Here is a 22,061-nt window from a genome sequence, read left to right on the forward strand (position 1 = left end):
ATCACTCAGATTGAGATAAAGCGCTTCAGTGAAGAAAAGCTGCCGATAAAACCGAGAAGAATGCCGGCCAGCAGGATGCCGCCGACATACTCCAGCGGCAGAAAGGCCAGCCCGGAGGTGGTCGGATTAAACGTCAGAAAACTGCCGGCGTTATGCAAAAATCCTTCATAGAGTCCCAGCAGGAGCCCAATGGCAATCAAAGCACCGGCCCCACCCTGCATGATCCCCTCAATCAGAAACGGTGCCTTTATGAAAAAGCGGGTAGCGCCGACCAGCGACATGACCTCCAGTTCATCGCGGCGGGCATAGATGGTCAGCTTGATTGTGTTGGACACGATAAACAGTACGGCCACAACCAGGAAAGCACCGAGCAGGGCGCCCAGCATGCGCATGAAATTGAGAAACGTGTTGAACCGGCGGACCCATTCCTCGCCATACTGCACCTCGCTGATGCCGGGAATCCGCTTGAGAACGGAAACATACCGTTCAACATCCTGGGTATCGCGACTGCTCCGTTTCAGCGCTATTTCGAATGACGTCGGCAGCACCTCGGGACGCACACCCTCCAGCAGGGTTTCCTGGCCGCGCAGCCGCCCCTTGAAGCGTTTGAGGGCTTCATCGCGTGAAACGTAGCTGACCTTGGCAGTCCCGGGAATGGCGGTTATCCTGCCCCGGAGCGCGGCCTGTTCCTGCGTTGTCAATTCATTATCGAAATAGACCGTCACCTGAACCCGTTCACTCCAGTTTTCCGCGGCGCTTTCCAGGTTGACAAACACCAGCAGGAACAGCGAAACGATCAGGAGCGCCAGTGATATGGTACCGATCGTCACCACATTGACAAAGACGTTCTGACGGACGTTGGCCATGGCGCGCGAGAAAAAATAGCCTGTACGACCTTTGAACCCCTCGCCTGCCAGAGTCGGCCGTCTAGCGGGCTTGCTCTCCGGTATGTTCTTCTTTTTCCACTTGTTCAACGATCACTCCGTTATTGAGGGCCACCAGACGCTTATGAGCGTAATCAATCAGTCGGCGGTCATGGGTAGCCACCACCACTGTCGTGCCCCGGACATTGGCCTCTTTAAAGATATTCAGGATCTGGTTTTTATTGGCTTCATCAAGATTACCGGTCGGCTCATCGGCCAGCAGAATCTTGGGATCATTTACCAGCGCCCGGGCCAGCGCCACTCGCTGCTGTTCGCCGCCGGAGAGACGCTGCGGCGTGAGGCTGATTTTGGATTCCATCCCCATCTGTTTGAGGATATGCATGACTTTCTTGCCGATATCGGCGCGTCCCCAGCCCAACACCTCCAGGGTGATGGCAACGTTTTCGAACACCGTCCGCGAAGGCAGCAGTTTGAAATCCTGAAACACAACACCGACCGAGCGCCGAAGATAGGGGATCTGGGATGCGGTCATATGTGACACATTCTTGCCGTCAATCAGAACCTGTCCGCGGGTTGGTGTTAACGCTCCGTAGAGCAGCCGCAGCAGCGTTGTTTTGCCGGCACCTGATGGTCCGGTCAAAAACACGAACTCACCCTTTTCAATCCGCAAAGTGATGTCAGACAGGGCGGTGGCGTCCTTCTGATAGGCCAGGGATACATTATGAAGCTGGATCATGCTGCTACCATTCTCTGTAGGGTGTATTGGTTGTAGGGCTGATCTTGTCCGATCCACTCTTGACATCATAGACCTTGCCGGGGTTATCCGGCGTTGGTGATGAAGCGCCACCACTACCCGAACTCGGCAACGGCGGCGGTTCAAGCACCTCCCAGGTGCTATTGCTGTTGGTAAACGGATCCTTGGGGATGTCGCGCATATACTGTTTTGACTTCAGTTCATCCAGTGAATCCGGATATTTGCCCTGATCGGCATAGAACTGGTCGAGCGTGTTTCTGAAATTATAGAGAGTTTCCTTCAACACCGCTTCTTTGGCCTTGATGACACTCCACTGGTAATTGGGTACGGCAATAGCGGCCAGAATACCGATAATCGAGATTACGATCAAAAGCTCGATCAGGGTAAAGCCGCGACAGCCCGGATTGCATCTCGCAGCAGTAGAGGCTGGCGGGGTGTTTTGTTCCATCGAATATTTCACATGATTACCATTCATTATACTTAGTCCCGTCAAGCGCGGTTCCAGCCTGTGGTGCATAGACATCAAAGACATCTTCCTTGCCCCATGACGTCGAATCCGGTTTATCCTTGTAGGAGCGCAGGTTCCAGCCCCAATTCTCGTCTTCGGCACTCTTCGGGTCCAGCGGGTTGAGAACTTTTCTCCGCAGGAACTTGATCTTGCCGGTTTTTGCGTCACCAAAGTCTTTACCCTCAACCAGTTCCGCAAGGTCTTTCGGGTAACCGGACGTGTTGGTCGTCTTTAAGGGCCCTTCCGGCATCTTGTCATAGGTCTTCTTGTAGTCATCGATGGCAATCCGGATGATGCGCAGGTTTCTGCGAAGTTCGATCTCCTTGGATCTGATGGCGGTATTACGGACCAGCGGCATCACGCCGGCAGCCAGGATACCGAGAATCGTGATCGTCACGACCAGCTCCAGCAGGGAAACCCCGCAGCGTGATTTCAGCCGTTTCAACATAAGCCCTTCACTGCCATCCATCCAAAGCTCTTCATCTACCAACCTTCGTGATACGCCCGATAAATTTTAGAGTGGTCATTTTTCTGTGGAGATTCGGCAATAAACTTCCACTCACTGTATTTGGTCATCTTGCCCACATCCGCCAGCGGTTCGAGCGGTTTAAATCCATCTACCACCGGGGGTTTGATACCGTTCGTTCCCATGTTTTCCAGTGCCGTACCTTTGAACGACTGCTCGGTTCTCAACGGCTCTTCTCCACTTTTGCTGGCCACACCGATGATGGCCGAATTTCCGCCAGGGAATTTCATACAGATTTCATTTGTTGATGTGTTTACATCACATTTGATTATGTCCCATTGCTTGCCGGTCATGGGATCCTGCAGCAGCTTTATTTTTGGGCAATTGGGAGCACATTTCGGGTTCTTTTCATCCAATTCCGTGGCATAGGTTTGCGGCAGATAGCGAAACGATTCCGAGCCCCCCCTGAGATGAGGATTATCCAGCAGATCTTCCAGATTCACAAGTTGATGGGGCAGCCCCGCCCATTTTTTGCCGCCCGTCGAATACGCCGGATTGTACCAGTTTTCAATCGCTTCCTTGATCTGGCTGCCGCGAAAGAGCAATTCCTTTTCGCGCTCGCGCTTCATAATCGTTTTCCAGGATTGGCCGGTCATGCCCAGCATTACGCCCATGATCATCACGATGAAAATGGTTGTCAAAAAGGTAAAACCATTTTGGTTCAAGATGTTTGACTTCAACCGTGCTGATACAACTAAGTCTTCCATAGTGCCGGACTAGCGCACATCGACAGCCGTGCTGAACGGTAACATTTCGAGCGGCTTGCCGGCAGAGGAGGTGAAGTTGACGCTGCTGAATCCGAAACTGGCCGTACCCTTGGTCTTGGCTCGAAACAGCACTGAAACCAGCGTCCCGTTACCTGATACCCCACCACTGTTCGGGCTGCGCTCCAGTTTGACTGACAGCGCACCCGGGGTTGTGGATGAAAAGGAATAAATCGTCGGTTTACCCCCTTTTTTCAGGAAACCGCCCTCGGTTGCCAGGACAAATTCAACCAGGGCCGGGTCATAGGTCAGTACAAATGGTGCCCCCGCCAGGTCCTGGACATCAGCGGTCTTGATATCAACATAAAACTGCTGACCAACGGCAATCCCGGCCGGGGCGGCAATCTGGACCAGGCCACGCTTGGCTGGCACGGGCGCTGCCGCTGCTGCCGGTTTTGCAGGTGCCGGAAGCACCTCGACTGGCGGCGGAGTGACGGCCGCCGAGGCGGGTGCCTCACTCGGCGCAACCGCTGAAACGCTGGCGGAAGGTGCAGTCGTAACCGCCCCTCCCGGCTTTAGCGGAGTCGCAGTGGAGTCAACGACAGGTTTGGCTGCCGCTGCCCCGTCAGGCTTCACATCTGCCGGCTTCACCGGAGTTGGCGCAGCTGCCATTGGTGCCGGTTTTGCGGGCGCCGGCTTACCGGCTGCTGGCTTGGGTACCGCTTCATAGACCGGTTCCTGATCAAAGGATGCCATCGGGCGGGCCAGAGAAGGATCATCCTCTTTGCCGGATGAGAACGACATCAGGCTGTTCTGCGGAACGGTCACGCTCCGCACCAGGCGGGGGGTGATGGCCAGGATCAGTTCGGTTTTGTCCTTGGTTGTATCGTGATTGGTCAGGAGCGGGCCGATCAGCGGTATATCGCTCAGCAGGTAGATCTTCTGCTTGGTGTTGTTCTGGGTATTCTGGATGAGTCCGCCGATGATGCTGGTTTCCCCGTCCTTGAGGCTCAGTACCGTATCCAGGTTACGGGTCCCGATCGTGACGACCGAGGTCGGGCTGGACGATCCGCCGACAATCTCTTTGGACAGGATCGAACTGACCTCCAGGCTGAGCTTGATGATGATCTCGTTATTGAGCTGGATATTCGGCTCGGCGTTCAGCTTGACGCCGACGTCGACATACTGCACGTTGACCTGGGACAGTGTGCCGTTCAGTGTCGTGGTGGTGATCGGCACCCTTTGGCCCACGTTGAATTTGGCCTTTTCCTTGTTCTTGACCCTGATCTTGGGATTGGAGAGCACCTCACCCTTGGTAAGGGTCTTGCCGAAGTTGTACTGGGCATTGGGAACGGTTACAAAACCGCTGTAACCACCCATGGAAAAGGCCTTGACCAGATTACTAATTCCTGCAGTTGTTGTGACGGAGCCGCCTACACCCGCTGCAGGAGTAGTTGTTACGGTGCTGAGAGAACTTGACAGGGGCGTATCCTTATTGAACGCTCCCACCTGAACATTGTAGCTGCTCAACAACAAACCGAGATTCGATGCGTTCTTGTCGGTGATTTCCATGACCTCGACTTCCAGCACGACCTCGGGGTCGGGGACGTCGTTGGCCTCCAGGATCTTCTCGACAACTTCGATGACATCATTGGAATCACGCACAACGAGGGAGTTTGACTCCTCGTTGACATGGATCTTCTTGACCTGCAGCATGGTGCGGATCAGGTTGACCGCCTTTTTTGCATCCATGTAACTGAGATGGAAGGTGCGCAGGGTCAGATCTTCATACTGCTTGGACTTTTCCGGCGTCTTGGGATAGATCAGCACCGTACTTTCGTTGAGAATTTTCATGTGCAGTTTATTCATGTTCGTCAACAGATCCATGGTCTGCTGAAAAGTCGCGTTTTCCAGGTAAATGGAGATCGGCTGATCCTTGATCCCTTCGTCAAAGATGAAGTTGATGCCGGTCAACTGGGTGATGATGGTAAATACGTCCTTGATCTTGGCATCCTTGAACTTGAGGGTAATCGGCTTGGATGATTTGAGCGACAACTCAAATCCTTCAAGCTTGCTTTTGCGCTGGAGGTTGACCCGGGTCAAGGCGGCCTTGTACTCCTTGTTCTCGGGATTCAGCTCGACTGCAACCAGGTAGGTACGGTTGGCGTCCTTCAGCTTGTTGGCCTTTTCAAACTCAAGCCCTTCCGTATATGCAAACTGGGCATCCTTCAGGCGGCTGGTAACATCCATCTGCTGCTTGTATTTATCCTGGGTGGGATCCAGGGTGTACGCGGTCTGGAGTTCTGCCAGTGCGCCAACATAGTCACCCCGCTCGAACTGTTCCATACCCATCTTATAGCGCTTTTCGGACGCCTTGGCGCGGGCCTTGAAAAAACTCGCCCGGTATGCGCCGGCTTCAGGCTCTTTACGGAAGGCCTCGGCATAGCTGTACATGGCGTCTTCGTAGTTGCCTTCAACCTCAAATTGTTCACCCTTGCTGAAGGCACGACGTCCGGAGGAACAACCGGATAGTACGAAAATGGATACAAGCAGGCTGAATATTATAAAGTGTTTCAGGTAGCGCATTCGTAGCGTCTCCTCTGGGACTGGGTTCATACTATTTCCTCGCAGCCGCGGCCAGCGGCTTGTTTTCGTTCAGCGGAATGACGATCTCCTCGCCGCTGTCGATTACGCGGATCGTCAGGGCCTGATCGGTAATCTCAGTGGCCTCGTAGCGTTTGGCGAAGGTTTCGCCCTTTCGGACCAGAACAATATCCTTATCCTTGGACAGGAAGATCGTTTTGCGGTTGTCTTTTTTCAGAAAACCGAGAAACTTGAATTGAGCCAGGGTGCTCTGATGGGTTTCCGGCTGAACAGCAGGCTGAACAGGGATGACCGGTTTGGCAACTACCGCCACGGGCGGAACCGGCAGCGGCTTGAAGGCGGCCGATCTCTGCTTCATCAGCTTAACCTCATCCGTAAAAAGAGGCTTGAATATATTTCTGCGATACCCTTTGAAGCCGGTCTGTTCACGCTCCAGCAGATCCAGGCGCACGAAGCGGTCATCTGACACCGCCGTCACCTTCGCAGACGGTTTCGCTGCAACTGCAGCAACAAGCCGCTTTTCTGTCTGCCGTATCTGAACTGGTGGTCGCGTAAGGGTACTGACCGTTTTGGGACGCGGAGCAGACATAAAACTCCAGATAACAGCCACGACCAGCACAATCAGAGCTATAAAGAGGACGAGCTTCTGCTTGTTCATGCGCCCTCCCTGCCCTGCAGATAGACCGTCATGCGGATCTCCATGACGACATTTTCTTCAAAGAGATCGCTATTTGCCAAAGTGATGCTGTCCAGCACTATCAGCTCACCGTTTTTCTGCAGATCGGCAAGAAAGCTTTTAACCGCTGCATAGCTGCCGCTGACCGACATGGAAAGGCCATAGGCCAGCAGGTCGTCCTGCCCCTTGACGACCTCCGGCTTGTAGCTGACCGCTCCGGTAACAACACCACTGGAAGCGGCACTGTCGAGGATATCACCAAGTACGCGCGGAAGCTGCCGCTTGGCGGGAATTTTGGCCGAGATTTTTTTCAGATCGTCGACCCCGCGTCGATACACCGAAGCAACATCGGCTTTACCTGCTATGGCAACCCGCTGGCGCAGATCATTCCAGGCAGCCTGGGACGTGATGATGGCCGGGGCAAGGTACACATTGATACCGATGTACAGGGCTATATTAAGAATAAGCAGCACTGCTGTTGCTATCAGCAGACGGCGCTTCTGGCGGAACAGTTCAAGAATCGCCTGCTTCATTGGGGCGCCGCCTTGCATGAGATGGAGAATTGAACCGCCTTGGCCCGCTCTCCCACGGCAATAGTCGAGTGTGACAGCAGCAAGATGGATGTGAAGACCTTGGAATCCTCAAGCTTGTCGAGATACACTCTGAGCTGGGCAAAATTCTTCGCACGCCCTTCAATTTTGACAGTCCCGCTTTTCCTGTCAGGGGTCAGGGACGAGAGTGCAATTCCTTCGGGAGTGACCTGCTCCAGCTGTTCAAGCAGTCCCAGCCAGTTAAAGGTCTTGCGGCCGATAATCTCGTTATAGAATCCGATAGTGCCAAGCAGGCCGGTGTACTCCTTTTCAGACACACCATGCGGACGGCTGCTGAGACGGGACTCATCGGCTTTGATGTCCGCCCGCAATCGCCGCAGCTCGCCAAAACTCCAGGCCGCTCGGTTGATGTTCCAGGCAAGCAACACAAGCAGCGCAATCACGAGACAGGCTCCAATCCTGTTTACCAGCCTGCGGTCCAGATAGGTTCTGGTTGCCAGATTGATGGAAAAATACATCAGAGACTCCTCAGGGCCGCACCGATAGCGGTAGTATACGGATAGAGCGACACCTGATCCGCAGGAGCGGTATCAGCCGGTTTTACAATTGACTTCACCTCAAGGATTGTCGGCGCACAGCCGGTTGCCTCAGCCACCATACTGCAGAATTCCCCCGCCACGTCAGGCGGAGCGATGCAGGCAACATGCTGCACCTCCCGCTCCGGAAAGCGCTCACGATACACCATCAGGGAGCTGTTTATCTCCATGTAGATCCTGCTGTCAACACCACGTGAACCGGGAAGTTCCTTGACCCGTTGAAATTCGAGGATACCATCTGCAAAGACCAGTATGCTGAGGGTACCATCGTAGAACGAGATCAGCGCTACGTCATCCTGAAGCGCCAGACGGGCTTCAAAGGCGCGGTACAGATTGAACGAGTTAAAATCGATCCGGGCCGGCGTAAAACCTGCGGACACAAGCAGCTCTTCATACTGGCCGATAACGGCCCGGGACACAAGCGCCACCATCAGGGCCATGTCGCCGTTTTCGCGCAGCTTCAGCTGCTGATAATCCAGATGGGTGTCGTCTATATCGAAGGGGATGTTTTTCTTCAGTTTCCAGCGGATGATATCCAGTCCCTCAGCCCGGCTTTTGAAACGGCCTTCCACGTCAATCATCATGATCCGGCCCACCCCGTCCGGCAGGGTGATCGACAGGCGCGTACCGTTGTAGAGCAGCAGATTGTGGGCAGAGCGCACCGCATCACTGAAAGCCTGCGAGTCAAGGATATTGGGTTCACGCAAGGAAACGCGCACGACGCCCGGCGCCATGGCGGCAGATGTCACCCGCTCCAGTCGGGGAGATGACGCAGACCCGCCCAGCAGGGCGAATGCCACACCGGATGGTTTTATTTCTACGCCGATTGATTTTCTTGCAAACAACATGCGCGGTCCATTCCCGTCACTCCACAAACGTGACGCGATTGATCTCCTTGAGAGTAGTATCTCCTGCTATCAGCTTTTCGACGGCCGAGTCCCGCAGGAATATGACCCCCGCTTCACGGGCAGCCAGCTTGAGCTGGGTGGCCGTGACTTTGCCGATGATCAGGTCACGGATATGGTCATTCAGTTCCAATAGTTCGACAATGGCGGCACGACCGCGGTAGCCGGTATTATTGCACTCCTCGCACCCTTTGGCCTCGTAGACGGTCACGCCGCGCAGCAGCTCGGGGTCGACGCCCCCTTCCCGCAGCTCTTCATCCGAATGCTGCACCGGTTTCCGGCATTTACGGCAGACTTTGCGCACCAGCCGCTGAGCCAGGACACAGTTCAGGCTTGAGACAAAGTTGTAGGGGTCTATGCCCATATGGATGAAGCGGCCGATGACGTCGAACACGTTATTGGCGTGGACAGTGGTAAAAACTAGGTGACCGGTCAGGGCGGACTGTACAGCAATCTGGGCCGTCTCCGAATCGCGGATTTCACCGATCATGATCTTGTCCGGGTCGTGGCGGAGAATTGATCGCAGACCCTTTGCAAAGGTCAGCCCCTTCTTCTCGTTGACCGGAATTTGCAGGATGCCGCGCAGCATGTACTCGACCGGGTCCTCGATGGTGATGATCTTGTCTTCACCGGTCTGGATCTCGGTCAAGGCCGCGTACAGGGTGGTTGTCTTGCCCGAACCGGTCGGCCCGGTCACCAGCACCATCCCGTAGGGTTCACGAATCTTCTTGCGCAGCCGTTTGATCTCTCGCTCGCTGATGCCCAGGTTTTCGAGGGAAAGACCTTTCATGTCGTTTGCAATGCTTTCCTTGTCGAGGATACGTATGACCGCATCTTCGCCAAAGGAGCTCGGCATGATGGACACACGAAAATCGATCGACTTGGCCCCGAAGCGGATTTTGAAACGGCCATCCTGTGGTATGCGCCGTTCCGAGATATCCAGTTCGCTCATAACCTTGAGACGGGAGATGACCGGGGCTTGAAAATGTATGTCGATTGGATCGTTGGCCATGTAGAGCACGCCGTCGATGCGGTACTTGATGACAAGCCCGTCATGGCCGGATTCGATATGAATATCACTGGCACGTCGATTAAGCGCATCCAGCAGGGTGGTGTTGACCAGCTTTATGATCGGACTGGTGTCATCGGAAAGCGTCTCGACGGAAAGGATTTCCTCACCACGGTCGGTTTCCTTGACCAGTTGGAGCATGAAATCTTCAGAAACCTCCCGCAGAACACGACGGGCCCCCTCACCACCCTTGAGCACCGAAGCAATAGCTGTTTCAGAGGCGATACGAATCTGAAGGGGACGGTCCAGCAGCAATTCAAGTTCATCCAGCTTGATCACATCGGTCGGGTCGGAAACGGCAACAACCAGTGCTTCGGGCGTCATCTCCAGCGGAACAAAGTGAAAACGGTAGATGGCCTCCGGCGGCAAGGCATTGAGGATCTCCTCACTCATCTTGAAATCCGTCAAATCGACATAGTTGAGGTTGAACTGTTCGGACAGCGCCAACGCCACGTGTTCATCGGTAACAAAACCCTCATGGACGCAGATTTCGCCGAAACGCAGCTTGGTCGTAGCAAGCTGTTCAACAACTGCCGGCAGCTTTTCCTGATCAAGGCTGCCTCGATCAATAAGGATCGTTCCTATGTTTTTGCGCTTGTAGGACTGCATCAGGCTCCCTATCCGACAGTGCCGGCGATCTTGAAGACCGGCAGATACATGGCGATAATAATGGCACCGATGACCACACCCATAATAACCATAATGGCCGGCTCGATCGCCGTGGTCAGGAGCTGCATCCGTTCTTCCAGCTCATCTTCCAGATAATCGGAGATATCTACCAGCATATCCTCCAGCGAGCCGGTCGTCTCCCCTACCCCCAGCATGCGCAGCGCCAGAGGGGGCATGATATTAACCTTCTCGAACGCAGTGGAAAGCCGGCCCCCCTCTTCGACAAAACGGACCGCTTCAAAGAGCCGTTTCTCCATAAAGCGGTTGTTGAGTGTCCCGATGGACATGCGCAGCGACTCAATAATCGGAATACCGCTGCCGAGGACCGTCGCCAGTGTGCGGGCAAACCCCGCCACCGAATATTTTGTAAAGACATCACCGGCAAAGGGCACCGTCAGCTTGAAGCGATCAACGGTATAGCGGCCTGATTCGGTGCCGACCCATCTGCGATAGACAAACACTGCTCCAACGCCAAGCAGAAGCGCCAGGGGAGCAAAACGTCTCAAAAAAGATGTGAATTCGATCAGCATGCGGGTGGGTAACGGCAGGAGAGAACCGGAATCGGTATACACCTGGGCAAACGTCGGAACAACGTACAGTAAAAGAAGGGTAACAGCCATGCCCGCAAATACAATCAGGATTGCCGGATAAAACATTGCAGCAACGACCTTTTTGCGGATACTGTCAACCCGCTTGAGGTACTGGATGTAACGCCTGATTGTACGGGGCAGATCGCCGGTTCTTTCACCGGCCCTGATCGATGCGACATACAGAGCAGGAAAGGCCCGGCCATGCTTTTCCATTGCAGAGGAAAGCGCTGTACCGCTCTTCACGTCATCGCGCACCTGACGCAGGATTTCCGGAAGCTTGCCGCTATCATGCCGCTCAAGAATTGCGTCAAGCACCTGCATAATCGGCATGCCGGCCTTGATCAGCACCAGCATTTCCTGATTGAAGGTCAGCAGGGCACGGTTATCAATACTGCGACGCTTGACACCCTTGTCGAAAAGAAACTGCAGCGGTTTCCGTTTTACTTCAAATACAAAAAAGCCCTGATCTTCGAGGCTCTTCTGCAGCATGCCCGGCTCCACTGCCTCGATCTCGCGATAAATGATTTTGCCGTCTGATGCGCCAAGCTTGCAGGTGTAAAGTGACATAAGTTAATAGCATTACCATAAAAGCCCGAAAAACAAAACACAAAAACCACCGGCAATGTGCCGGTGGTTCAAGATATTCTTCAGTAAAATCAAGTTATGTTACAAGCAGATGGCGTATACAGACACGAGATTCGACACCACTCAACGAGGCTTCACCTGCTCACGCATTGAGCATACCTGCAATCCAGACAGCGTACGAGAGAATGACAACGACACCCCATATGCGCGCCGGTCTCGCTTCAAACCTGTCCCGCCCCGGAAAAGCCTTAATGATAAACACCAGCATGGCTGATACCCACCCCAGAAGCCCGACCAGTGTAATAATGGACCAGATTTCATTCGACATGGATCTACCCTTTTCCCATAACACGCCTGAAGAACGTGCCGAGCTTGAGTTTCCATACCAGGAGAACCGCCTCCCGAACGATTTTTTTCGACATCTTGGAGCTGCCGGCATGACGATCGATAAAAATGATCGGCACCTCGACAATCCTGAGTCCCTTTTCCATGCAACGGTAGTTCATCTCAATCTGAAACGAATAGCCATCGGAACCGACCGTATCAAGATCAATAGCCTCGATGGTTGCTCTCCGGAAACACTTGAAACCACTGGTACAGTCTTTAACCGGCAAGCCGGTAATTATCCGGGTATACAGACTGGCAAAAACACTGAGCATCAAACGCCGGATCGGCCAGTTTACAACGCTGACACCATTCAGATAACGCGAGCCGATAACCAGGTCGCAATGCTGAATGGTTTCAAGAAAAACAGGCAGAATCGTCGGATCGTGAGAAAAATCCGCATCCATCTCAACCAGATAGTCGGCACCCATATCGAGTGCCAACTTGAAACCGGCACAGTAGGCAGACCCCAGGCCGAGTTTGCCGGGACGATGCATAACCCTGATGCGATCATTGCGCAACGCCAGCTCGTCGGCCAGTTTTCCGGTGCCATCGGGAGAATTGTCATCCACAAACAGAATCTGTATGGAGGGGTCCTGCGAAAGAACTTCACCGGCCAATCGGACAATGTTATCGCATTCGTTATAGGTAGGGATGACGACGATAGTTTTCAAGCGTCACGTAACTCCAAAATCTATGGTAGCTGGCATATCGGCAACAATACGGGAAAGCGGCCAGGAAAGTCAAGGCGCTCGTACCGCGGGCCACAATCAGCACCGACAGCTTTTAGTAAGTTAGAAGATATTTTCTGCACTTTTCAAGCAGAAAACAACTTCATTAACGCACTTATCCTGTTTATCAGGGCCAGGCATCATTGCTGCGCAGGGCGTTTATCCCCAGTAATCAGGCGCACCTGGCGTTCATGAAAGAAGTAATAAAATGACCAGTTCATTAACACCAGCAGGCGATTGCGGAATCCGATCAGGTAATAGAGATGCAGCACCAGCCAGGCCAGCCAGGCAAAATATCCCGAGAGCTTGAAACCATGGGTGGTTGCGACTGCGGAACTTCGACCGATGGTTGCCATGGCGCCTTTATCGACATAACGGAATGGAGGGAGAGCCTGGGAACGTTCGCGGGCAATAATGGCCCGGGCAGCGTACCGGCCCTGCTGACTGGCTACCGGCGCCATCATCGGGAGCGGCCCGCCCCCCTGATTGAGACAGGCCATATCACCGATGACAAACACATCAGGGTGCGCTTCGAGACTGAGATCAGGGCATACCGCAACTCGACCGGAAGAGGATTGCATGGCTCCCAAGCGGTCAGCCAGTTCGGCAGCGGCAACTCCGGCTGACCAAAACAGGGTGTGAGACTGAATGGCCGAACCATCGTGAAAGCTCACACTCTCGGCCTCGGCCGCAGTCACACGGGTTTCCAGCAGGACCTCTACCCCCATGCTCCGCAATTTATTGCAGGCATACGCGCTCAACTCCGGCGGCATGGCAGTCAACAGAGAACCGGCCGCCTCCACCAGGACTATCCGGGTTTCTCCGCCCGTGATTTCAGGGTAATCGCGGGAAAGCACATGTTGCGCCAGTTCCTGCAAGGCACCAGCAAACTCTACACCGGTCGGACCGCCGCCGACGATGACAAATGTCAGCAGTGCCTTGCGTTGAATCGGGTCCTGCTCCCGTGTTGCCCGTTCGAAAAGCAGCAGGATGTGGTTCCGCAAATCCTCGGCCTGAGTGAGTTTTTTCAGATCAAACGCGTAGCGTTCCACACCCGGAATGCCGAAGAAATTGGTCCGGCTTCCGGCCGCCAACACCAGGTAGTCATAGGCCAGCTTACCGTCATCAAGATGCAGAATTTTACCAGCAAAATCGACGTTGACGACCTCACCCAGCCTGAAACGGGTAGCCTGCCAATTCCTCGCCAGGGCACGCACGGGGTACGCAATTGATTCCTGTTCAAGACCGGCAGTGGCCACCTGATAGAGCAATGGCTGGAAGAGGTGATAGTTATTCCGGTCGACCATGACGATTTCCAAACCGTTTCCCGCCAGTGCTTTTGCCGCGCTCAGGCCACCGAAGCCCATCCCAACTATCACAACACGCTTCAACCCCATTCAAACCTCACTCGAAATAATGTCCAGATAAAAGAGACGCCACCTCACATGGCATTGTTGCAATTAATCTTTTTTTACCTTATAAACTGAATCCAATGTACTGCATAGAATAAAACTTTCCCCCGATATTTCGAAGGTCCCCCATGATACTCGACAGGCAGACAGCCCTCGAACGGATCGATCATGACCAGGCATTATATGATGAAATTTGCGGGATATTCCGCGATGATGTTCCAAGGATCATTTCCCAGCTGAAGGAAGCCCATAGTCGCGGTGATCACCAGGTTGCCACCCGCCACGCCCACACGCTTAAATCAGCCGCTGCCAACATTGGCGCAACGGATCTCAGCGAATCTGCCAGGACAGCTGAGAACGCCTTTCGGGCAGGAGAACTTGAAAATATCCACATGCTGATTTCCGAGATAGATGAGAACTTCTCCCGCGTACTGGATGCACTCAAATAAGCCGTTGCGGGAGCTGACGCAGGTAGAATTGTTTAGTTCAAACAATAGTGGAGTTACTCATGCGGCGGAGATGCACACTCCAGATAACGCTCGTCCTGATTGGAACGCTCGCGGTTGCCGGGTGCGGCAAAAAAGAGCAGCGTCATGTCTATACCAACAAGCAGGACTGCCTCGATGACTGGAACAAGGACGAGAAAAACTGCGAAGAAATCCCTCCCAACAGCCCCAATTACCGCTCCAACGCCCATTATTTCTACGGCCCCCACTTTCGTCCAGGAACGGTGTTGAGCGGCGGTCAGGGCAGCCGCTCCATCCGCACAATGAGCGTATCACGAGGTGGTTTCGGCAGTCTTGCCGGATTCCACTCTTCAGGCGGCAGCTGACCGTGGAGAGGATCATCACACCACCCCGTTTTGATTGGCAGGAAAAGGTTGCAGCCCAGGGCCTGAGCTATCATACGATCGATGGGCAGCCATACTGGGATGAAACCGCTTATTATTCCTTTACATCGTCCGAGATCGACCAGCTTGAATCTGCCACCGCCGAACTGCACGAGATGTGTATCAAGGCCGCCGAGCATATCATTGACAACAAACTTTACAGCCGGCTGATGATTCCACCCCAGGCCGTGCCGCTGATCGAGCGCTCCTGGGACAACGATGAACCTTCCATCCTGGGTCGCTTCGACCTTGCCTATGACGGAAATTATCCGCCGAAGATGTTGGAGTACAATGCCGACACCCCTACGGCGTTGCTGGAGGCCAGTGCTATTCAATGGTTCTGGCTCAAGGAGCGCTTCCCCGACGCAGACCAGTTCAACTCCATCCACGAAAAACTGATCGACGCCTGGAAAGATTTGAAACAACACCTTCACGAACCGCTCTACTTCGGCTGCGTCAAGGACGCACCCGAGGACCTCGGCAATCTTGAATACCTGCGTGATACGGCCATTCAAGCAGGCTTACAGACAGATCTGATTTTTGTGGAGGAGCTCGGCTTCGATTCGGTCAATACCCGGTTTGTTGATATGAACGACGCCCCTGTTGCCTGCATGTTCAAGCTCTATCCTTGGGAATGGCTGATAAACGAACACTTCGGCCAATACCTTAAGCAGAGCGGGATTATCATGATTGAACCGGCCTGGAAGATGATTCTCAGCAACAAGGGCATCCTGCCGATCCTGTGGGAACTGAACCCGCATCATCCGAACCTGCTGGAGGCCAGCTTCAATGCGGATCATTTTCACGACAACTATGTATCCAAACCACTGCTTTCCCGTGAGGGGGGCAACATCTGTATTCACTGCAACGGCATGGTCAAAGAATACGACGGGACATACGGGGGCAAAGGGGACATTTATCAGGAACTGGCCAGCATCCCGTCTTCGGCCGGCAACTACCCGGTCATCGGTTCATGGGTGATCTACGGTGAGCCGGCCGGTATCGGCATACGCGAGGACAATCAGGAAGTCACAACCAACACCAGTCGTTTTGTGCCGCACCTGTTTAGTGCGTAAGAATTGATTTCTGGAGATTTAACAGAAATCAATTCGTTTATGCACTTATCCTGCGCAGCAGGGTCAGATAATTGAGATCAACTTAGTCAAAGGATGCATAAAAGGAGGGCAGGAAATGCAAACCTCTCTGCTGGAATCATTGTCAGGATTAGTAGGGTTTTGTAAATATTTTGTGGCTGCTCTGGGGTTTGTGGTGGTCTTCTGCCAGGTCTACTGCTGGATAACCCCCTACGATGAACTGAAGCTCGTTCGAGAGGGCAATGTTGCGCCGGCCATCAGCTTTGGCGGGGCGCTGATCGGCTTTATTCTGCCGCTGTACAGCGCCATAACCCACAGCGTAGGCTTTATCGACATGCTGATCTGGGCCGCCATTGCCACGGTGGTGCAATTGACCATCTTCGGTATCGTCCGGATCTTCTTCAAGGATCTGGTGCGTGAAATTGAGAACAACCAAACCTCAGCAGCCACCCTGTTGGCCTTCTTCTCAGCAGCCATCGGGCTCTTGAATGCTGCCAGCATGACGTACTGAACAGGATTGTCACCAGCCTTGATGTGATCATTTTTTTACAGCAAACAACACTACAAAAAAAGGCCCTTGCCGCGATGATAGTGTGCAAGGGCCTTTCTAGTGTCACAGCCTCATAGAATCAGGAGCGCAGTGAACCACCCTTGAAGAAAGGCAATTCACACACCGTAGCCTCCATGCTGACACGCTCATGCTGGATCGTGAGCGGCGCACCGATCGGGTATGCCCCTGCGGCAACAAACCCGATGCCGATACCGCTGGCAAGCATGGGAGAAAAGACACCGCTGGTGACGCTGCCGACCTGCTGCCCGCCTGAAATAATTTCGTAGTGATGTCGCGGCGAGCGACGGCCTGAAACCTGAAAAGCCACCTTCTGCCGGGAAATCCCCTGGGTTTTCTGCTTCAACAGGGCATCCTTGCCGACAAACTGCTTATCAAAATTGACGAAGCCTTCCAGACCGGCCTCCAGCGGCGTCGTACGTTCATCAATGTCGCTGCCGTAGAGCGAGTAGCCCACCTCAAGCCGCAGCACATCCCGGGCTCCCAGACCGGCGGGCTTGACACGCGGGTCTTTCAGCAGCAGGTCCCACAGTTCAGCTGTTTTCTCTGCAGGCAGGAAGATTTCGTAGCCCAGCTCTCCGGTATAGCCGGTACGGCTGACAATGGCATCGCTCCCCAGGACCTTCGTGGTGATGAACTTGAAATAGGGGATTGCAGCAACCTGTTCCCCAACTGCAGCAACCAGCACCTCGCGAGCCTGCGGCCCCTGGATATCCAGCTTACCGGTGACGGCTGTTACGTTGGTGAACGAACCGCCCTGCAGACGGCTGCCGATGACAGTAAAATCATTGTCGGCGGTAGCAGCGTTTACCACAATCATAACCTTGTCCTCGGCCAGGCGAAAGATGATCAGGTCATCGATGATACCACCCTGTGCGTTAAGCAGAAAACCGTAACGGGAACGCCCGAGCGGGATTGTCTTGACAGAAAAGGTAAAGACATCCTCCAGTCCGTCAGCCTCAAAGTTCCCCTGGAAGATAAACTCGCCCATGTGGCAGATGTCGAATAAAGCCGCCTGGTTCCTGCACCAGGCGTGCTCGGCGATGATGCCTTCATACTGGATCGGCATATCCCAGCCGCCGAAGGGGGCCATGAGGGCATTCAGGTCACGATGACGACTGCACAGGGGGGTCCGCTGTAATTGTTCCATGATCATTCTCCGTACTCTCAAGGGTTATTTTTGTAGGGATTGTATTTCTTTTTGCTGACGTGCCTGGTTTTCTTTGCTGTGGCGCCCGATATCGCCAGAACATCTGCCAACTGCATCTTCCAGATATTCTCTTCGTGGGTAAGCTTGAATTCCCTGGTGCTGGATTCCGCAACGTTGGGGGTACCTTCCAGACCTATCCTGGCATACACGGTGGCCTCGGTGCGCTTCTCGTTCAACACCTTGAAATTTTCCAGCTTCTGAAAGCAGCAGGCCGGACGAATGGATGTGTCGCGCATCTTTTTCACAAACTGTTCTTTGGATGTCTTGCCCCGGTGTGCAAGGTGCTCAAATAGCTGTTCATAGCGCCCTTCACGCCACAGGTCAAGCGTATCCGACATAGACTGTTCGAGAATTGCCGGAGATGTTTCGGCCAGAGCGGGCTCAAGCAGCAGAAACGGTGAAATCAACAACAGGAAGAATACTATGACTGAAACTTTGCGCATGGGATCACCTCCACGTCTAAACCTGAAGAATGCCACGCATGGTAGTGCAATTAAAACCGGTACGCAACCTGAAAATACTGCTCCAAACGGCTTTCATATTCTGCTGGTTTTTCTTGTGTAAAGCTGAATAGTAGCTAAAATATAAAAAATTCACCGCACGAGGTACCCCATGGAATGCAGTGACAGCCATTTCAAGAACATTCTCAACCTTGGGCTCGAGATTTCCCAGATCAAGGATATCGACCTGCTTCTTGAAAAGATTCTGAGCGAAGCTCGGGGCTTTACCCGTTGCGATGCAGGTTCCATCTATATTAAAGAGGGAGACACCCTCAAATTCAGCTATACCCAGAATGACACCTTGCTGAGCCAATTACCGCCCGGCAGGAAATTGCCTTACTCCACGTTCAGCATACCAATCAACAATGCATCAATTGCCGGCTACGTCGCGGCTAACGGCACCATCCTGAATATTGCCGATGTGTATGAAATTGCGGGTTCCTGCCCATTCTCCTTTAACCGTTCCTACGATGACGTAACCGGTTATCGCACCTGTTCCATGCTGACCATACCGCTGAAAAACTTCCGCAACGACGTGATCGGCGTGCTTCAGTTGATCAATGCCTTGGATGATCACGGCAATGCCATCCCCTTTGCCCGGGATAACGAGGAGATCATCCACTATTTCGCCAATAATGCCGCCAATGCCGTCGAACGGGCCAAGATGACCCGCGAGATCATCCTGCGCATGAACAGGATGGCCGAGATGAGAGACCCAAAAGAGACCGGGCCGCATGTCAACAGGGTGGCATCCTATTCGGTTACACTCTACGAAGCCTGGGCCCGCAGAAGAGGGCTGGCCCAGAATGAGATTGACAAAAACCGGGATGTGCTGCGCATGTCCGCCATGCTGCATGATGTGGGAAAAGTGGCCATTTCGGATATGATCCTCAAGAAACCGGGCCGCTTTACACCGGAAGAATTCCAGACCATGAAACTGCACACGCTCTTCGGCGCCAACCTCTTCTCCGACATCTACTCGGATTTTGATGAATCCGCCGGCATAGTGGCACTCAATCATCACGAACGCTGGGACGGCAACGGGTACCCCGGTTACATCGATCCGCTCTCCCAGCTCCCGCTACCCGGCTACGAGACCGCTAACGGTTCTGCCCGCGGCAAACAGGGCGAAGAAATACCGCTCTTCGGCAGGATCGTGGCCCTGGCAGACGTCTACGATGCACTCTCCTGTCGGCGCTGTTATAAAGAGGCCTGGGATCTGGACGAGGTGCTGAATACCATCCGGGACGAAGCCGGCAAACAGTTCGACCCGGAGCTGGTGGCGGTTTTCCTTGAATGTGTCGACTCATTCCAGCAGATTGAAAAACTGTATCCTGACCCTGATCAGTGAGGGGGGTGAGCATTCTCACCCCCACGCTCGAATTCCTACAGCGACCGGCCTGCCGCCCCGGCAAACAACTTCAGTTTTTCCATCATCAACTCAAATTTAGCCGGTTTAAGCGATTGCGGCCCGTCACTGGAAGCATGTTCCGGATCCGGATGCACCTCGACAATCAGCCCGTCAGCACCGGCTGCCACCGCAGCAAAGCACATGGGAGCCACATAATGGTGGTTGCCGGTGCCGTGCGAGGGATCAATCACAACCGGCAGATGGGTCTTCTCCTTGAGAACCGGAATCGCGGAAAGATCCAGGGTGTTGCGGGTGGCGGTTTCAAAGGTACGGATACCGCGCTCACAGAGGATTACATTCTGGTTACCTTCGCTCATGATGTACTCGGCGCTCATCAGAAATTCCTGGATCGTCATGGACATGCCGCGTTTGAGCAGCACCGGCTTCCGCAGCTGACCCACCTTTTTCAGGAGAGCGAAATTCTGGGAATTGCGCGCACCGATCTGGAGAATATCGGCATACTCTGCAACAAGTTCGGCGGTTTCCGGATTGATGACTTCGGTCACAAACGGCAGCCCCGTAAGGTCCCGTGCCTTGGCAAGCAGTTTAAGTCCCTCTTCTTCCAATCCCTGGAATGAGTACGGTGACGTACGCGGCTTGAAAGCCCCACCCCGCAGGATGTGGGCGCCGGCTTTTTTTACCGCCACCGCTGATTCGATGATCTGCTGCTCACTCTCCACCGAACAGGGTCCGGCCATCATCACGATCTGGTCGCCGCCGATTACAACGTCATCACTGATCCGCACGACACTGGCCTCTTTCCTGACCTCTTTGGATGCCAGCTTGTAGGGCTGAAGAATCGGTACGACGTTTTCCACGCCATGCATCGATTCAATCGATTGCAACACCGACTTGCCCCGCTCATCCCCCACCGCGCCAATGACATCGCGGGTTTCACCATGAATGACATGCGGCTTGTACCCCAACTCCCTGATACGCTTCACCACCTCATCGCGATCCTTCTTTGCAGCCCCGGCTTTCATTACGACAATCATTCCCAGCTCCTTTTCCACAAAAAAAGACCGGAAGGTTTCCCCCGATCTTTGACTGCTGTACATATGGCACAGCACAAAAAAACCGGGGAGACTTCCGTCCGCCCCGGTATTGTGGTTGTGATGTGACCGCTTCTTCGCGCTTACACCTCTACCCGGGCAGACGGCTTAAAATAAAAGCCGAACCAGAAGTAAAAGGAAAAGGCACTAAAGTAGCGATTGGTTTTCATGGTTTCCAATAAATCACAGCTCTCAAATATATGTCAAGCAAATATCCTGGTTCCGACAAACTTAATACACCGCCAGTTCGTCGGCTACCTTCACCAGGTTGGGAAGGTCGGGCTTGGTCAAGATGTGATTGGCACCCAGACCGACCCACTTCCGCTTATTGTCTTCGGATGCCAGGGAGGAAAAGATCACAATAGGAACATCCTTAAGCGCGTCGGTCTTGCGGACCAGCGAGGTGAGATGCAGACCATCCATCTGAGGCATTTCAACATCGGTAATCAGCAGACTCAACTCATGCCTGATATCGGTACCGTTCTTCTCGCAGAGCGCCAGCTTTTGTTGAATCATATCCCAGGCCACGGAACCATCTTCAGCTTCTTCCACGGTATATCCGGCTCCACGCAGGGTGCTGCACATGGTGTTCCTGATAAATGACGAGTCGTCAGCCACAAGCACGGTCTTCTCTGTGCGGTTCGCATTGGAGGCACGCTCCAGCAATTCCACATCGTTTATCGGCCTGAGCGCACTTTCCGAACAGAGTTCTCCGACAATCTTCTCAAAATCGAGTACCAGGATAATGCGGTCATCCATCTTGACCAATCCGGTCACCTGATCGCTATGCACAGACTTTGACGGCGGCTCGACGTTTTTCCATGAAATCCGGTAGATGCGGGAGACTGAATGCACCAGAACACCCACCATAAGATTGTTGAACTCCAGCACAACCACCCGGTCGGCAACCATTTCACCGGTTTCCTTGCCAAGCACCTGTGCCAGGTTGATAATCGTGATGACCTTGTCACGCAGCTGGATCATGCCTTCAACGCCCGGTTTGGCATTGACTACCCGGGAGATCTGAGGCAGTCGGATAATCTCGCGCACCTTGGCAACATTGACACCATAATAACAGGGAACCACGTTGCCATGCCAGTCCATCTCGTCTATTCTGAACTCGACAATTTCCAGTTCATTGGTGTCACTTTCCAACAAGATATTGGACTGTTTCATGAATAAGACCCCT

General features: G+C 53.6%; 24 protein-coding genes. 5 read left to right on the forward strand and 19 right to left on the reverse strand.

The genetic code is table 11. The annotated features are described in order from the left end of the window. Window positions 1-5: 5 nt before the first annotated feature. The 15 genes from ftsX to ACOCF6_RS02370 all read right to left on the reverse strand — a co-directional run bounded on the left by ftsX (window position 6) and on the right by ACOCF6_RS02370 (window position 14,133). Window positions 6-950, reverse strand: coding sequence for a permease-like cell division protein FtsX (gene ftsX, locus ACOCF6_RS02300; protein ID WP_482463246.1), 945 nt, complete (start codon window positions 948-950; stop codon window positions 6-8). Further along, entirely contained in the window at window positions 928-1,620 is a 693-nt protein-coding gene (gene ftsE / locus ACOCF6_RS02305; RefSeq protein ID WP_482458772.1) for a cell division ATP-binding protein FtsE, read from the reverse strand. The genes ftsX and ftsE overlap by 23 nt, the downstream gene beginning before the upstream one ends. 4 nt (window positions 1,621-1,624) lie before the next feature. Next, the gene (locus tag ACOCF6_RS02310; RefSeq protein WP_482458773.1) at window positions 1,625-2,086 is read right to left on the reverse strand and encodes a type IV pilin protein; all 462 of its coding nucleotides are present in this window, start codon (window positions 2,084-2,086) and stop codon (window positions 1,625-1,627) included. Between the two features lie 16 nt (window positions 2,087-2,102). Continuing rightward, entirely contained in the window at window positions 2,103-2,615 is a 513-nt protein-coding gene (locus tag ACOCF6_RS02315; protein WP_482458774.1) for a type II secretion system protein, read from the reverse strand. Between the two features lie 14 nt (window positions 2,616-2,629). Further along, a complete protein-coding gene (locus ACOCF6_RS02320; RefSeq protein ID WP_482458775.1) occupies window positions 2,630-3,313 on the reverse strand; it encodes a hypothetical protein in 684 nt (227 codons plus the stop codon). 75 nt (window positions 3,314-3,388) lie between these two features. Then, window positions 3,389-5,992, reverse strand: a complete 2,604-nt coding sequence (locus ACOCF6_RS02325; RefSeq protein ID WP_482458776.1) for a cohesin domain-containing protein — start codon at window positions 5,990-5,992, stop codon at window positions 3,389-3,391. A gap of 1 nt (window position 5,993) precedes the next feature. Beyond that, window positions 5,994-6,638, reverse strand: a complete 645-nt coding sequence (locus ACOCF6_RS02330; RefSeq protein WP_482458777.1) for a type II secretion system protein PulP — start codon at window positions 6,636-6,638, stop codon at window positions 5,994-5,996. Next, window positions 6,635-7,189, reverse strand: a complete 555-nt coding sequence (gene pilO / locus ACOCF6_RS02335; RefSeq protein ID WP_482458778.1) for a type 4a pilus biogenesis protein PilO — start codon at window positions 7,187-7,189, stop codon at window positions 6,635-6,637. The genes ACOCF6_RS02330 and pilO overlap by 4 nt, the downstream gene beginning before the upstream one ends. Continuing rightward, complete coding sequence (locus ACOCF6_RS02340; protein WP_482458779.1) at window positions 7,186-7,725, reverse strand: PilN domain-containing protein; 540 nt, start codon at window positions 7,723-7,725, stop codon at window positions 7,186-7,188. Before ACOCF6_RS02340 ends, pilO begins: the two co-directional genes overlap by 4 nt. Then, window positions 7,725-8,651, reverse strand: a complete 927-nt coding sequence (gene pilM / locus ACOCF6_RS02345; protein ID WP_482458780.1) for a type IV pilus biogenesis protein PilM — start codon at window positions 8,649-8,651, stop codon at window positions 7,725-7,727. Before pilM ends, ACOCF6_RS02340 begins: the two co-directional genes overlap by 1 nt. A gap of 16 nt (window positions 8,652-8,667) precedes the next feature. After that, a complete protein-coding gene (locus ACOCF6_RS02350; protein ID WP_482458781.1) occupies window positions 8,668-10,386 on the reverse strand; it encodes a GspE/PulE family protein in 1,719 nt (572 codons plus the stop codon). A gap of 8 nt (window positions 10,387-10,394) precedes the next feature. After that, on the reverse strand, window positions 10,395-11,603 hold the full coding sequence (locus ACOCF6_RS02355) for a type II secretion system F family protein (RefSeq protein WP_482458782.1): 1,209 nt from the start codon (window positions 11,601-11,603) through the stop codon (window positions 10,395-10,397). 160 nt (window positions 11,604-11,763) lie between these two features. Further along, entirely contained in the window at window positions 11,764-11,949 is a 186-nt protein-coding gene (locus ACOCF6_RS02360) for a hypothetical protein (protein WP_482458783.1), read from the reverse strand. A 4-nt stretch (window positions 11,950-11,953) separates the two neighbouring features. Then, window positions 11,954-12,679 (reverse strand): polyprenol monophosphomannose synthase, encoded by a 726-nt coding sequence (locus ACOCF6_RS02365; RefSeq protein ID WP_482458784.1) that lies wholly within the window; start codon window positions 12,677-12,679, stop codon window positions 11,954-11,956. Window positions 12,680-12,876: 197 nt separating this feature from the next. Next, the gene (locus tag ACOCF6_RS02370; protein ID WP_482458785.1) at window positions 12,877-14,133 is read right to left on the reverse strand and encodes an NAD(P)/FAD-dependent oxidoreductase; all 1,257 of its coding nucleotides are present in this window, start codon (window positions 14,131-14,133) and stop codon (window positions 12,877-12,879) included. A gap of 143 nt (window positions 14,134-14,276) precedes the next feature. Here ACOCF6_RS02370 and ACOCF6_RS02375 point away from each other — a divergent pair, with 143 nt between their 5' ends. The 4 genes from ACOCF6_RS02375 (at window position 14,277) to ACOCF6_RS02390 (ending at window position 16,642) form a co-directional block, all read left to right on the forward strand. Beyond that, a complete protein-coding gene (locus tag ACOCF6_RS02375; protein ID WP_482458786.1) occupies window positions 14,277-14,597 on the forward strand; it encodes an Hpt domain-containing protein in 321 nt (106 codons plus the stop codon). A gap of 59 nt (window positions 14,598-14,656) precedes the next feature. Further along, window positions 14,657-14,980, forward strand: coding sequence for a hypothetical protein (locus ACOCF6_RS02380; protein WP_482458787.1), 324 nt, complete (start codon window positions 14,657-14,659; stop codon window positions 14,978-14,980). 2 nt (window positions 14,981-14,982) lie between these two features. After that, entirely contained in the window at window positions 14,983-16,113 is a 1,131-nt protein-coding gene (locus ACOCF6_RS02385; RefSeq protein ID WP_482458788.1) for a glutathionylspermidine synthase family protein, read from the forward strand. A 115-nt stretch (window positions 16,114-16,228) separates the two neighbouring features. Continuing rightward, entirely contained in the window at window positions 16,229-16,642 is a 414-nt protein-coding gene (locus ACOCF6_RS02390; RefSeq protein WP_482458789.1) for a DUF350 domain-containing protein, read from the forward strand. A gap of 118 nt (window positions 16,643-16,760) precedes the next feature. Here the strand turns inward: ACOCF6_RS02390 and gcvT are convergent, their stop codons facing one another. After that, complete coding sequence (gcvT, locus tag ACOCF6_RS02395) at window positions 16,761-17,849, reverse strand: glycine cleavage system aminomethyltransferase GcvT (protein ID WP_482458790.1); 1,089 nt, start codon at window positions 17,847-17,849, stop codon at window positions 16,761-16,763. Window positions 17,850-17,866: 17 nt separating this feature from the next. Then, complete coding sequence (locus tag ACOCF6_RS02400) at window positions 17,867-18,352, reverse strand: hypothetical protein (protein ID WP_482458791.1); 486 nt, start codon at window positions 18,350-18,352, stop codon at window positions 17,867-17,869. Between the two features lie 169 nt (window positions 18,353-18,521). Here ACOCF6_RS02400 and ACOCF6_RS02405 point away from each other — a divergent pair, with 169 nt between their 5' ends. Then, window positions 18,522-19,760, forward strand: a complete 1,239-nt coding sequence (locus tag ACOCF6_RS02405) for an HD domain-containing phosphohydrolase (protein WP_482458792.1) — start codon at window positions 18,522-18,524, stop codon at window positions 19,758-19,760. Window positions 19,761-19,795: 35 nt separating this feature from the next. Here the strand turns inward: ACOCF6_RS02405 and aroF are convergent, their stop codons facing one another. Both aroF and ACOCF6_RS02415 read right to left on the reverse strand, forming a co-directional pair. Then, window positions 19,796-20,815 (reverse strand): 3-deoxy-7-phosphoheptulonate synthase, encoded by a 1,020-nt coding sequence (aroF, locus tag ACOCF6_RS02410; protein ID WP_482458793.1) that lies wholly within the window; start codon window positions 20,813-20,815, stop codon window positions 19,796-19,798. A 288-nt stretch (window positions 20,816-21,103) separates the two neighbouring features. Then, complete coding sequence (locus ACOCF6_RS02415; RefSeq protein WP_482458794.1) at window positions 21,104-22,048, reverse strand: chemotaxis protein; 945 nt, start codon at window positions 22,046-22,048, stop codon at window positions 21,104-21,106. Between the last annotated feature and the right edge of the window lie 13 nt (window positions 22,049-22,061).

The sequence above is a fragment of the Geobacter psychrophilus genome (assembly GCF_056821595.1).